This is a genomic window from Streptomyces liangshanensis, assembly GCF_011694815.1.
GTDB lineage: Bacteria > Actinomycetota > Actinomycetes > Streptomycetales > Streptomycetaceae > Streptomyces > Streptomyces liangshanensis.
The window spans coordinates 7,447,264-7,459,944 of record NZ_CP050177.1 but is presented as its reverse complement, the minus strand read 5'-3'; the positions used below and the strand labels follow the sequence as shown (position 1 = coordinate 7,459,944).

General features: G+C 73.2%; 13 protein-coding genes. 7 read left to right on the top strand and 6 right to left on the bottom strand.

Going from position 1 to position 12,681, the window contains the following annotated elements:
- Positions 1 to 35: 35 nt before the first annotated feature.
- On the top strand, positions 36 to 353 hold the full coding sequence (locus HA039_RS32425; RefSeq protein WP_167035450.1) for a hypothetical protein: 318 nt from the start codon (positions 36 to 38) through the stop codon (positions 351 to 353).
- Between the two features lie 37 nt (positions 354 to 390).
- Here HA039_RS32425 and HA039_RS32420 read toward each other — a convergent pair whose 3' ends face one another.
- Entirely contained in the window at positions 391 to 1,659 is a 1,269-nt protein-coding gene (locus HA039_RS32420; protein WP_167035447.1) for a nitric oxide synthase oxygenase, read from the bottom strand.
- Positions 1,660 to 2,129: 470 nt separating this feature from the next.
- On the opposite strand from HA039_RS32420, the gene HA039_RS32415 reads away from it, so the two are divergent.
- On the top strand, positions 2,130 to 2,714 hold the full coding sequence (locus HA039_RS32415; RefSeq protein WP_167035445.1) for a TMEM165/GDT1 family protein: 585 nt from the start codon (positions 2,130 to 2,132) through the stop codon (positions 2,712 to 2,714).
- Between the two features lie 67 nt (positions 2,715 to 2,781).
- Here the strand turns inward: HA039_RS32415 and HA039_RS32410 are convergent, their stop codons facing one another.
- Positions 2,782 to 3,138 carry a VOC family protein gene (locus tag HA039_RS32410; protein ID WP_167035443.1) on the bottom strand — a complete coding sequence of 119 codons (357 nt, stop codon included), beginning with the start codon at positions 3,136 to 3,138 and terminating at the stop codon, positions 2,782 to 2,784.
- A gap of 115 nt (positions 3,139 to 3,253) precedes the next feature.
- On the opposite strand from HA039_RS32410, the gene HA039_RS32405 reads away from it, so the two are divergent.
- Positions 3,254 to 4,147, top strand: coding sequence for a S1 family peptidase (locus HA039_RS32405; protein ID WP_167035441.1), 894 nt, complete (start codon positions 3,254 to 3,256; stop codon positions 4,145 to 4,147).
- Positions 4,148 to 4,210: 63 nt separating this feature from the next.
- Here the strand turns inward: HA039_RS32405 and HA039_RS32400 are convergent, their stop codons facing one another.
- A complete protein-coding gene (locus HA039_RS32400; RefSeq protein ID WP_167035439.1) occupies positions 4,211 to 5,728 on the bottom strand; it encodes a hypothetical protein in 1,518 nt (505 codons plus the stop codon).
- 91 nt (positions 5,729 to 5,819) lie between these two features.
- Here HA039_RS32400 and HA039_RS34670 point away from each other — a divergent pair, with 91 nt between their 5' ends.
- The 3 genes from HA039_RS34670 to HA039_RS32390 are packed head-to-tail and all read left to right on the top strand — an operon-like array spanning position 5,820 to position 8,750.
- Positions 5,820 to 6,044, top strand: a complete 225-nt coding sequence (locus HA039_RS34670; protein WP_425086395.1) for a putative leader peptide — start codon at positions 5,820 to 5,822, stop codon at positions 6,042 to 6,044.
- Between the two features lie 56 nt (positions 6,045 to 6,100).
- Entirely contained in the window at positions 6,101 to 7,357 is a 1,257-nt protein-coding gene (locus tag HA039_RS32395) for an LLM class flavin-dependent oxidoreductase (protein ID WP_167035437.1), read from the top strand.
- Between the two features lie 34 nt (positions 7,358 to 7,391).
- Positions 7,392 to 8,750, top strand: a complete 1,359-nt coding sequence (locus HA039_RS32390; protein ID WP_167035435.1) for an NtaA/DmoA family FMN-dependent monooxygenase — start codon at positions 7,392 to 7,394, stop codon at positions 8,748 to 8,750.
- A gap of 17 nt (positions 8,751 to 8,767) precedes the next feature.
- Here HA039_RS32390 and HA039_RS32385 read toward each other — a convergent pair whose 3' ends face one another.
- A complete protein-coding gene (locus tag HA039_RS32385; protein WP_167035433.1) occupies positions 8,768 to 9,883 on the bottom strand; it encodes a TetR/AcrR family transcriptional regulator in 1,116 nt (371 codons plus the stop codon).
- Between the two features lie 189 nt (positions 9,884 to 10,072).
- Between HA039_RS32385 and clpX the strand changes: the two genes are divergently transcribed.
- Entirely contained in the window at positions 10,073 to 11,371 is a 1,299-nt protein-coding gene (gene clpX, locus HA039_RS32380) for an ATP-dependent Clp protease ATP-binding subunit ClpX (RefSeq protein ID WP_167035431.1), read from the top strand.
- 47 nt (positions 11,372 to 11,418) lie between these two features.
- On the opposite strand, the gene HA039_RS32375 is transcribed toward clpX, so the two are convergent.
- Positions 11,419 to 11,646, bottom strand: a complete 228-nt coding sequence (locus HA039_RS32375; protein WP_341830067.1) for a DUF5133 domain-containing protein — start codon at positions 11,644 to 11,646, stop codon at positions 11,419 to 11,421.
- A 194-nt stretch (positions 11,647 to 11,840) separates the two neighbouring features.
- Positions 11,841 to 12,596 carry a DUF1775 domain-containing protein gene (locus HA039_RS32370; RefSeq protein ID WP_243869906.1) on the bottom strand — a complete coding sequence of 252 codons (756 nt, stop codon included), beginning with the start codon at positions 12,594 to 12,596 and terminating at the stop codon, positions 11,841 to 11,843.
- Between the last annotated feature and the right edge of the window lie 85 nt (positions 12,597 to 12,681).

The window sequence follows — 12,681 nt, the reverse complement described above, 5'->3', positions numbered from 1 at the left end:
GGAGTGGGCGGCCCGAGGCGGGATAGATAACGAGTATGACCACTTACGTAGTGACGATCCCGGGGACGCTCCACGAGGAGCTGACCGACGACGCCAAGGCCGTCCTCCTCCGGGCCCTGCGGCCGGCGGATCCGCAGGGAACGGACTTCGGCGCGGCCGAGGATCTCGACCTGCTCTCGGTCGACACCGAGGAGTCGCGTTTCACCCTCCGCCTGGAGGTCACGGCCGACGACTCGAACGGCGCGGAGGAGGAAGCCCGGCGCATCGCGACCGGCGCGCTGGAGAAGGCGGGTTTCACCCTGGCGAGCGCGCCGCTGGGCCAGCCCTTCATCACGGGCATCGACCGGGAGTGACCCCCTGGAGGCGCACCGCCCTCCGCGTCGACGCCGGCTAGGGGCGTGATCGCGGGCCGGTGGCCCAGCGTGGACCGGCTGTCCCGTACCCCTGGGTCGTCCGGCCGGACGGTGTGCCGGGCCGGTGGCGCGGAATCGATTCGCCGCGGGCCCTGGCGGCCGCCTCCGGGTGCTGTACGAAACCGGGGCGCCGCTCCGTCGCGTCGTACGTGCGGTGGAAGACCGGCGTGGTCGCGCCGGACATCGGCGGCACGATCCAGGCCCAGTCGGCGTGCACCTCACGGCCCTTGCGGGCCTCGTTCTCCATGTGCCGCAGGAAGCGGGCGGACTCGGTGTGGTGGTCGGCCATGGTGACGCCGGCCCGGTCGAAGGAGTGCAGGACGGCGAGGTTCAGTTCCACCAGGGCGCGGTCCTTCCAGAGCGAGCGGTCGGAAGTCGTGTCGAGGCCCAGCCGTTCCGCGATCCTGGGCAGCAGGTCGTAGCGGTCGGTGTCGGCGAGGTTGCGGGCGCCGATCTCGGTGCCCATGTACCAGCCGTTGAACGGGGCGGCCGGGTAGCAGATGCCGCCGATCTCCAGGCACATCGAGGAGATCGCGGGCACCGCGTGCCAGCGCAGCCCCCATTCCTCGCCCCAGAGGCCGCCGGGGTGCGTGAGGGGCACTTCGAGGACGGCGTCGCGGGGCAGCTCGAAGGCCCGCGGCTTGTCGTCCACGCCCTCCACGATCAGCGGCAGTACGTCGAACGCGCTCCGGGCGCCGCCGGGCGCGCCGAGCCGCCGGGCGAGCCGGGTGATGCCGGTGTTACGGGGGTCGCCGAGCACACGCCCGTCGTCGGCGCGGTGGCCGGCGTACCGGACGAGCTGCTCGTTCCAGATGCGCGGTCCCGGCCGGCCCGGGGCGTCCGGGGCGAACACCGAGATCAGGGGCCGGATGTGGCCGCCGTTGGTGGCGATCCGCAGGTGGTCGGCGCAGGCGTCGGCGATCGGCTCGGCGTCGGTGAGGTGGCGCAGGTCGCGGACGCGCAGGGAGCGCCAGTAGAGGCGGCCGATGCAGCGGTTGCTGTTGCGCCAGGCCACGCGGGCGCCGAAGGTCAGTTCGGCGGGGGTGTGGCGGTACGTCCCGGTGCGGTGGATCTCCTGCCGGACGGCGGCCAGCCGGTCGCCGAGGCCGCCCAGGGCCGGTTCCTCGTCGTGGTGCTGCCGGATGAAGGCGTCGGCCTCCCGCCAGAGCGCCGCTTCCCTGGCCGAGGCGCGGGAGACGCCTTCACGTACGGACTCGGGCGCGGGGCGCTTCCCGGGCGGGTTCACAGGCTGGTTCGCGGATGGCCGCTCGGGCTGCTTCGGGGGCCGGCTCGGGGGCTGCTTCGGCGGCACCGACCTGCTGAGGAATCTCCGTATCACACGCACACCCCGGATCGACGACGGACCGTAGCCGCCGATGATGCCCGCCGCGGTGTCCCGGCCGGAACCCACGCCCAGGGATTGGCGGAGGGTGAGGGCGGGAGGGCGAGCGGCCGGCGCGGGGGGCCGCGAGGGGGTGGGGTATCGTGGACGACTGCGAAGGGGAGTAGCCCCGAGAACCTGTCGTCGACACACTGGAACCTCCGGGTTCCCGGTGGCAGGGCCCGCGGATCACGCGGGCGGGCGAGACCTTCGGTCAGGCACAGACGTATCCACGGACCTCGTGGGTGCACCGTCGTGCCGGGCCGAGTGGTCCTCCGGTTGCCTCGGGCAGGTCGCGAAGATCCGGGTCCGGCCCCCAGAGAAAGCCACCCGGCATGCATCTCGACCCCCTGGCGATCCTCACCGCCTTCGGGCTGATCTTCCTCGCGGAGCTCCCCGACAAGACCATGTTCGCGTCCCTGGCCATGGGCACGCGCATGCGTCCGCTCTACGTCTGGTTCGGCACGTCGAGCGCCTTCGTCGTGCATGTCGCCATCGCCGTCGGGGCCGGAAGCCTCATCGGGATGCTGCCCGACTGGATCGTCAAGCTGGTGTCCGCGGTGCTCTTCGCGTTCGGCGCGTTCGTGTTGCTGCGGAGCGGGGGCGGCGACGACGAGGACGACGCGGACACGAAGACCGTCACCGGCTTCTGGCCCGTCTACACCACCGCGTTCATGGCCGTGTTCATCAGCGAGTTCGGCGACCTCACCCAGATCACCACCGCCAACCTCGCCGCCACCAACGGCACCTGGTCCACCGCCATCGGCGCCGCCGTCGCGCTGATGTCCGTCTCCGCCCTCGCCCTGCTCGCGGGCCGGTTCATCGCGAAGCGGGTGCCGCTCAGGACGGTGCAGCGGATCGGCGGGCTGTGCATGCTGGGGCTGGCGCTCTGGTCGGTGATCGAGATCTTCGTGGGCTGACGCCCGTTCGCGGATCACGCCGATCGCGGGAGGGGCCGGGGATCAACTACCCGGCCCCTCCCGCGTGTCAGGCGCGGCGCGGCCCGAGGACGCAGAACTCGTTGCCCTCCGGGTCCGCCAGTACGACCCAGGGCTCCTCCCCCGTCTGGCCCACGTCCGCGCGGGTCGCCCCGAGGGCCAGCAGGCGGGCGACCTCGGCGTCCCGGTCGACCGGGCGGAAGTCGAGGTGCAGCCGGTTCTTGGCGGTCTTCGCCTCCGTGACCGGGGTGAACAGCAGGCCGGGCAGCCGGTCGGGAGCGGCGCGGATCTCGTACTCCTCGGGCGCGTCCGCCACCACGACCCAGCCGAGCGCCTCGGCCCACCAGTGGCCGAGGGTGACCGGGTCCGCCGCGTCCACCACGAGCTGTTCCCATTCCAGAACCATGCGCGGGAGCCTACCCGCGCCGTGCGGGCCATGAGGCGTGGTTGCCCGGTGGGGCTCCTGCGTCAACAATGCTCATGACAATCGCATACCTCGGTCACAGAGGGGACCCCCCACCATGAGAAAGCCTCTCCTCGGCGCGCTTCTCGCCGTCCTGCTCCTCGGAGCGGGAGCGGCGCCCGCGACGGCCACCGGCCTGGACGCGGCCGCGCCGGCGAAGACCGCCTCCACCGCCCCGGCGGGCACCACCGCCGTTGGCGGGACGGCCGCGGCCGTCAAGGCCGTGAGCTACGCCGGGACCGTCGCGCTCAGCAACTGCTCGGGATCCGTGGTCCGTACGCCCGGATCGCAGCCCAACGACTTCGCGCTGGTCCTGTCGAACGGCCACTGCCTGGAGAGCGGCTTCCCGGCCGCCGGCCAGGTCATCGTCAACCAGCCGTCGAGCCGCACCTTCACCCTCCTGAACGCCGCCGGCACCGGCGTGGCGACCCTGCGGGCCAGCCGGATCGCGTACGCGACGATGACCGACACCGACGTGTCGCTGTACCAACTCACCAGCACCTACGCGCAGATACAGAGCCGGTACGCGATCACCGCGCTGGACCTGAACACCACGCGCCCGGTGCAGGGCACCGCCATCAAGGTCGTCTCGGGCTACTGGAAGCGCATCTACACCTGCAACGTGGACGGGTTCGCCTATCAGCTCAAGGAGGGGCAGTGGACCTGGAAGGACTCGGTCCGCTACACCTCCGCCTGCAACACGATCGGTGGTACGTCGGGCTCGCCCGTCATCGACACCGCCACCGGCAAGGTGGTGGCCGTCAACAACACCGGTAACGAGAGCGGGGGGCGCTGCACGGACAACAACCCGTGCGAGGTGGACCAGAGCGGCAACGTCACCGTGCGCCAGGGCATCAACTACGCCCAGGAGACCTACCAGATCGTGCCGTGCGTCGGCACGGGCACCAAGATCGACCTGAGCCTCGCGGGCTGCGCCCTGCCCAAGCCGTAGTCGGACCAGGGGCGGTGGTCCGCGCGGCCCGCGGCAGCCGTGCTGCCACCGCCCGCCGCGTGGTCACGCCCGGTCCAGCAGCTCCGCCATCACGGCGAGCGGCAGGGACGGGTTGGCCGCCGCCGCCTCCACCGTCCGCGGATCGTCGTCCGTCAGCAGTTCCACGACAACCGGGGGCGCAAGCGCGGGCCGGCCGGCCGCCAGGGGCCTCGCCTGCCGGTCTGCCAGGCAGGCGAGCAGGGCCGGGGCCGTCGCACGAGCGTGCCGTGCCACCGCGCGGAACGCCTTCTGTACGGGCGGCCGGTGGCCGGTCAGTTCCTCCAGCAGCGCGGGGGTCGCGTCCGGGTTGGTCGCCACCGCGGCGACCACCTGGGCCCCGTGCCGGCCGACCGTCGCGCGCAACGCCGCCTCGGAGAGCCCGGGGTGCGGGGCGACGGACTTGGCCACCTTCGCGTCGGGGTCGGCGGCCAGCGTGTCGCGTATCCCGGCGGGCAGGTCGCGGCGGCGCGCCAGGAGCATCCGTACCTCCGGGTCCGGCGACGCCGCCAACTCCTCGACCTCCTGCGGGGAAGCGGCGGAGATCTGCGGCAGGAGGGTCGCGCCGAGCCTCGTCGTGGCAGCTAGGCGGCGGAGTACGTCGAGCGGCACGTCCGGGTGGCGGGCCAGGGCGCGGCGTACGTCCTGGTCGGGGTCGTCCGCCATGGCCCGGATCAGTGGGCCGCCGATCGCGGGATTCTCCGCTAAGGCGGCCCGGACGACGCGAGCGGGATCCGCCGCGAGCCGCTCCGACACCTCCGGGGGGAGGTCCGGGCGGGCAGCGAGGTCCCACCGGAGCTGTATCGACGGGTGGGCGGCGAAACCGACGACGGCCTGAGTGGGCGTGGCCGGGTTCCGCAACGCCATCTGACGCATGAGGTGCGCGGTGGAGTCGTGGGACCCGTCGCAGGAGTCGCCCGGCCGCAGGTCGCAGTCGCGGCGCGGGCAGCGCGTGGGGTGGACGAACGGGGTCCGTTCGCGGTCGCAGACCAGGCACCACCGGGCCGGCGGCAGCCCCTCGCCGGTGATCAGCGCCGCCAACACGGCGGGCGGCGTGGCCTCGTTGGCCGCCACCGCCCGGCGGACCTCGGCGTGGGGGTGCCGGGCGAGGGCCGCCGCCGCGTCCGCCGTCGTCCACAGGGCCAGTTCCGCGACGACCCGTACGTCCGGGTCCGCGGCGAGTGTCTCCACCACGTCGGAGGGGAGGCCGGCGCAGGCGGCCAGGCTCTCCCGGTAGGCGACGCGGGGATGGGTGGCGAGGAGGCGCGCCCACTCCGGTCTGCCCTCCCGCCGGTCGAGCAGGGCGAGAGCCGCGTCCGGGTGCGTTACGGGATCGACGTCGGTGGCGGTCAACCTGCCCTCGTAGGCGAGTCGTTGAGCGCTCTCCCCGTCCCGGGCGACCAGCGCGACCGCCTGCTCGTGACGGAGATCCGGGCGGCCGGCGAGCACGTGGGCCACATCGGCGTCCGCGACGGCGATCAGCCGGTCCACCAGGTCGGGCGGCAGGGCCTCGTTGGCGGCGAGCCCGCACAGAAGGTGGTTCACGGAGGGCATCCTGCCCGGTGCAGCGGGCGAAAGGCGCCCGGATTTCCGCCCGGACGGCGGGCCGAACCCCGGCGCAGGTGGGTCGGGTGGCGTGCCACACGCTGTACACACTCCCGCAACACCCCACGGGAACAGTGGGAGTCCGCCTCCGGTTCCCCCCAGTGGGGCTGTCCTACCGGCCCCCCTCGGAACAGAAAGGGCGACGCGGCGATGGCACTGGGTGCACGCACCCACCTCGCACACCGCCTTCCTGCGCCTGCACATCGACCTCCAGCGTGTCGCCGGCGCGATGTGTCGCCGCCGCCCGGTCGCCTAACGCGACTGTCTCCCCGCCCCGCCCCCGCACATGTCTCCTGGAAGCGGTGTACCTCCATGCCCGAGTCCGCCCCCCTTCATCTCGCGATAGCCCTCGAAGGAGCCGGCTGGCACCCGGCCGCCTGGCGCGCGCCGGACGCCCGCGCCGGTGAACTCTTCACCCCGGCCTACTGGTTGGACCTGGTCCAGGAGGCCGAGCGCGGCCTGGTGGACTTCGTGACCATCGAGGACTCCGTCGGGGTCCGGCCCGCGCGGTACGACGCGTCCGACCCGGAGGAGTCGCCCGGCCGGGTGCAGGGCCGCCTCGACGCGGTGCTCACGGCGGCCCGGGTCGCGCCCCTGACCCGCCACATCGGGTTGGTGCCCACGGTCACGGTCACGCACAGCGAGCCCTTCCACGCGTCGAAGGCCATCGCCACCCTCGACTACGTCAGCTCGGGCCGCGCGGGCCTGCGGGTCCAGCTCTCCGCCCGGCCCTACGAGGCCGCGCTCTTCGGGCGCCGTACGTTCACCCACCGCATTGAGGACCGCGACGACCCGGCGGTGGCCACGCTGGTCACGGACCTGTTCGACGAGGCGGCCGACTACGTGGAGGTGGTGCGCCGGCTCTGGGACAGCTGGGAGGACGACGCGGTGATCCGGGACGCGGCGACCGGCCGGTTCGTGGACCGCGACCGGCTGCACTACATCGACTTCTCCGGCAAGTGGTTCAGCGTCAAGGGGCCCTCCATCACCCCGCGCCCGCCGCAGGGCCAGCCGCTCGTCACCGCGCTCGCGCACGCCACCGTGCCGTACCGCTTCGCCGCGCGCTCCGCCGACGTCGTGTACGTGACGCCGTCCGACGCCGCGCAGGCGCGGGCCGTCGAGCGCGAGGTCCGCGCCGAACAGGCCGCCGCCGGGCGGGACCGGGAGCCGCTGCACGTCTTCGGGGACCTGGTGGTGTTCCTGGACGCGACGGAGGCCGAGGCCGTCGCCCGCAAGGAACGGCTGGACGAACTGGCCGGTGAGGCCTTCGTGTCAGACGCCCCGGTCTTCACCGGGACCCCGGCCGGGCTCGCCGACCGGCTCCTGGAGTGGCGGGCCGCCGGGCTCTCCGGCTTCCGGCTGCGGCCGGCCGCCGTACCGCACGACCTGCTGGCGCTCACCCGCGGACTCGTTCCCGAGTTGCAGGCGCGCGGGGCGTTCCGCCGGGAGTACGAGGCGGGCACCCTGCGCGGTCTGCTCGGGCTCGGCAGGCCCGCCAGCCGCTACGCCACCGCCTCCGGCTCCCCCGCCGATTCCCCCGCGACCGCGACCGCCCCCGCCACCGCCTGACCCGGCGCCGACCCCCGAGCAACGAGGACGTGAGATGAGCAAGCCCGACAAGCCCCTCAAGCAGATCCACCTCGCCGCGCACTTCCCCGGCGTCAACAACACCACGGTCTGGGCCGACCCCGAGGCGGGCAGCCAGATCGACTTCAGCTCCTTCGTGCACCTGGCGCGGACCGCGGAGCGCGCCAAGTTCGACTTCCTCTTCCTCGCGGAGGGGCTCCGGCTGCGGGAACAGAACGGCCTCATCTACGACTTGGACGTCGTCGGCCGCCCGGACACCTTCACCGTGCTGAGCGCGCTGGCCGCCGTGACCGAGCGGCTCGGACTGGCCGGCACGATCAACTCGACGTTCAACGAGCCCTACGAGGTGGCCCGGCAGTTCGCCAGCCTCGACCACCTCTCCGGCGGGCGCGCCGCCTGGAACGTCGTCACCTCGTGGGACGCGTTCACCGGCGAGAACTTCCGCCGCGGGGGCTTCCTGCCGCAGGACGCCCGGTACGCGCGCGCCCAGGAGTTCCTGGCGGCGGCGAAGGTCCTGTTCGGTTCCTGGCGCGGCGACGAGATCGTGGCCGACAAGGAGTCGGGCGTCTACCTCGGCGACCCGGAGGCCGGGCGGTTCGACCACCACAGCGAGCAGTTCGACATCACCGGCCGGTTCAACGTGCCGCGCAGTCCGCAGGGCCGCCCGGTGATCTTCCAGGCCGGGGACTCCGAGGCGGGGCGCGAGTTCGCGGCGGCCGGCGCCGACGCGATCTTCACCCGGCACGGCACGCTGGAGGCGGGCAAGGAGTTCTACGCGGACGTCAAGGGCAGACTGGCGCGCCACGGCCGGACCCACGACGAGCTGAAGATCCTGCCGGGCGTCACGTTCGTGCTCGGGGACACCCCGGAGGAGGCCGAGGAGAAGGCCGCGCTGATTCGCCGGCAGCAGGTCAGCGGACAGACCGCGATCAAGCTGCTGGAGCAGGTGTGGAACAGGGACCTGAGCGCGTACGACCCCGACGGGCCGCTGCCCGACGTCGACCCGGACCCGGGCGAGCACACGGTCGCGAAGGGGCGGGCGAGCGTTCGGCAGCACGGCGACCCGCTGGCGGTGGCGCGCCGGTACCGTGAGATCGCCGAGGCGAAGAAGCTGTCGATCCGCGACCTGATCATCGAGGTGTCCAGCCGGCAGTCCTTCATCGGCACCCCGGAGTCCGTGGCCACCGAGATCAACCACTTCGTGCAGTCCGACGGGAGCGACGGGTTCATCCTCGTACCGCACCTGACGCCGGGCGGGCTCGACGTCTTCGCGGACCAGGTCGTACCGCTGCTCCAGGAGTGGGGCGTCCACCGCACGGAGTACGAAGGCACCACGCTGCGCGAGCACTTGGGGCTGTCGGCCGACACCTTCTAGGGACGCGCGCCGGTCCGTTACGGGATCGGCGCCACGCCCGCCGACGCGATCGCGTGGCAGGCGCCGCGGCCCTCCGCCCGGGCGACGATCCGGCTCGACTCGACGCGGACGGCGGCCTCCGTCCCGTCGCTCACCACCGAGATGCCCGCCGCCGCGGCGACCGCGCCCGACGTGTCGACCACCACCTGGAGCCGGGGCCAGGCGGAGGGCGGGAAGGCGTGGCGCAGCGGCCCGCAGAGGTCGGCCACGGCGAGCCGGGCCAGGGGGGCCAGTTCGTCGGGGTCGCCGGTGACCAGGACGGCGGTGACCTCGGCCCCGGCGGGCGCGGCCCGAACCGCCTCCTCGACGGCTTCGAGCCGGTGCAGGCCGAGGATGGCCAGCACCCCGTCGCCCGCCAGCCGGGCGGGGGCGCGCCGCACGGCGTCGAGGCCGCCCGGCGGGGCCCACGGCCGGTCGGCCGGCAGCGCCGGGGTGAGGACGTGCGAGGGCGGCCACCAGCCGCCGAGTTCGAGCCCGGCGAGCTGCTCGCAGGCGCTGACGACGTTGAACGGTTCGATGAACCCCGGCGCAGCGGCCGCCAGTTGGCTCGCGCCGTGCAGGGCGGTGAGGACCGCCTCGGCGACCCGCACCCGGCTGCCGGGCGGCGCGCCGGGCGGGCCGAGCCGCTCCAGGGCGAGGCCGAGCAGGATCGCGTCCAGCTTCATGAGCTGCGCGAAGGGCCGCCGGATCCACTCCTCGGCGAGCACCTCGGGCAGGACGTCCATGCCGAGCCGGGCCGGGCCGTGCTCCTCGTCCGTGTCGGCGAGCGGCAGCCGGGTGAGCCAGGCGCGGGCGAAGGCGCCCAGCGCCTCACGGGCGGTCGGCGACGGTCCCGTACCCTGGACCGCCCCGGCTCCCCCGTCCGGGGCGGGTGGTTCGGGGGCGTGCTCGGCGAGGTCGGCCAACACCTCGAAGTAGAGGGCCCGTTTGCCGGGGAAGTTGGAGTAGACGGCGCCGCGGGTCAGGCCGGCGCGCTCGGCGATCCCGTCCACCTTGGCGTCCCGGAAGCCGCGTTCGGCGAATTCGTCCCCGGCGGCGGCGAGTACTCTGGCGCGATTGCGCTCCCGCAGTTCCACCCTGCTGAGCCGACTCATCGCTCTCTCTCATTCCGGCCGTGGCGGCGCGGCCCGTCCCGGCCGAACCGGTGCGATCGGCACGGCGTTGCCGTCCGTTCGGCATCAAGATACCGTGGCCATTCAGATGGTGACGTCATGTGATCTCACCATGTGAATGTCCGGTTACGCGCGTCCGGTTCCGTAGGTCCGGTGAGGAGACATTGAGCGGTGGCACCCATCGGGGACAGCGGCGACCTGCTGAAATGCACGTTCTGCGGGAAGAACCAGAAGCAGGTCAGGAAGCTGATCGCGGGGCCGAGCCCGCTGTGCATCTGCGACGAGTGCGTGGGGCTCTGCAACGAGCTCATCGAGGAGGAGCGCGACCAGGTCGCCGCGGCCGGCCCCTGGGAGTCGCCCAAGCCGCGCGAGATCCACGCCTTCCTGGAGGAGTACGTCATCGGGCAGGAGGGCGCCAAGAAGGCGCTCGCCGTCGCGGTCTACAACCACTACAAGCGCATCCGCCCGAGAGCCGGCGGGGAGGCCCGGGAGTCCGCCGGGGACGAGCCGGTCGAGCTGGGCAAGTCGAACATCCTGCTGATCGGCCCGACCGGCTGCGGCAAGACGTATCTCGTCCAGACCCTCGCGCGCATGCTGGACGTCCCGTTCGTGATCGCCGACGCGACGGCCCTCACGGAGGCCGGCTATGTCGGGGAGGACGTCGAGACGATCCTCCTCAAGCTGCTCCAGGCCGCCGACTTCGACGTGGAGAAGGCCCAGACGGGCATCGTCTACATCGACGAGATCGACAAGATCACCCGTAAGAGCGAGAACCCGTCGATCACCCGTGACGTGTCGGGAGAGGGCGTCCAGCAGGCCCTGTTGAAGATCCTGGAGGGGACTACGGCCAGCGTGCCGCCGCAGGGCGGGCGCAAGCAACCGGGCCAGGAGTTCATCCAGATCGACACGGGCAGCGTGCTGTTCATCGTGGGCGGCGCCTTCGCCGGCCTGGAGCGGATCATCGAGCAGCGGGCCGCGCACCGGGGCATCGGGTTCGGCGGCTCGGTCCGCACCCGGGAGGAGCGTGAGGGGGCGGACGCCTTCGCGGACGTCATGCCCGAGGACCTGCTGAAGTTCGGGCTCATCCCGGAGTTCGTCGGGCGGTTGCCGGTGGTGACGACGGTGCAGCCGCTGGACGAGGCCGCTCTGACGCGGATCCTGACCGAGCCGCGCAACGCGCTCGTCCGGCAGTACCAGAAGCTCTTCGCCCTGGACGGGGTGGAGTTGGAGTTCACGGAGGGGGCCGTCGCCGCGATCGCGGAGCAGGCGCTCCTGCGCCGTACGGGCGCCAGGGCCGCCCGCGCGATCCTCGAAGAGGTCCTGCTCAACGTGATGTACGAGGTGCCCAGCCGGGACGACGTGGCCCGGGTGGTCGTCAGCCGCGAGACCGTCCTCGGCAACGTGAATCCGACGCTGGTGCCGCGCGAGCGCCCGGACGGCGACCGCGGGCACCACGAGAGGTCCGCCTGACCGGTCGGGTCACGGCGCCCCGGCCGCGCTCCGGGTCGTGGTCCGGCTCAGGCCGTGAGCCGTACGTCCGCCTCGGCCGGGTCGAGTGCCTCGGCCAACTGCTCCTCCGCGACTCTGAGCGCGTCCTCGATCGTCCGGGTGCCGGTGGACACGCACAGGGTGTAGGTGACGTCCTCGAGCCGCCGCCGGGTCTCCAGGGTGTCCTGCCCTGTCCTGGCGACCTGGAGTTCCTCGTACCGCTCCACCAGGTTCCGGAGTATCGCGGGGTGAGCCATCAGCACGGTAACTCTCCACTTCGTCGGGCCTCGGCGGCAGTAGGGGTCCACCTGTGGGCTGTGAGGCGCCTGCCCGGGGCACGCCGTGCCATGCCTGCCCGGGGGCGACCGACTCTGTGAAACGAATCACGTGCGGCGCCCCGAACGGTCGGCCTGACGGACCGACAGGCGCCGTCCGCCAGGCGCCGTCCGGTTCAGGCCCGGCTCGCTCCCCCGCGGCGCCTGAACCACCACATGCCGCCGACCAGCGCCACCACGACCACCACGAAGCCGATGATCAGGGCGGGGTTCGCGCCGCCGGCGCTCTCCCCGGCCGCTCCGGTCCGCGACGACGCTCCGGGGATCTCACCGGGAGCGGCCGGCGCGGGTGCGGCGGCGGGGGCCGACGTGGCGGCCCCGGCGTCCGGGGCGGTCGCGGCCGGCTTCGCGCCGGGGGTGGCGGGCTCCAGCACCAGGACCGGCGCGGGTTTGCCGTGCGCGGCGTCGTGCTCCCCCGCGGGCGCGGCCGGCTCGACCCAGCGGTCGACGCGGCCGTCGGCGTACGTCTGGAGCGTCTTGAAGGACAGGGACTTGAGGTACGGGAGCTGCCGTACGGTCACCGCGTAGGCGGCGGGCTGGCCGAGCGCCATCGCGGGTCCCGAGACGGTGTAGCCCTCGGCGGTGGGCGTGAGCTTCCAGCCCTGCGGGCCCCCGGCGTAGGTGACGTCGGCCGGGACGATCCCGTCGGGCAGGATCACCTCCAGCGCGGTGATGCCCGCCGTGTCGGACTCGGTCGCGGCCGTGAACCGCAGGGTGACGTTCCGGTCGAGGGCCCGGGCGCCCGCCGCCTCGACCTCCACGTGCGCCGACGCGGGGGCCGCGAAGGCGATCGACACCGCGAGCGTGACGGCGGCGACCACGGCCGCCGCGTACGAACGGCTCCCGGTACGTGGCCGGTTGATGCGGAACACGGGCGACTCCCCTGGTGGTGTGCGGCGGTGGGGCGTGCGGACGCCCAACGTACCGGCGCACCCGATCACAGGGAATGCCGTGACC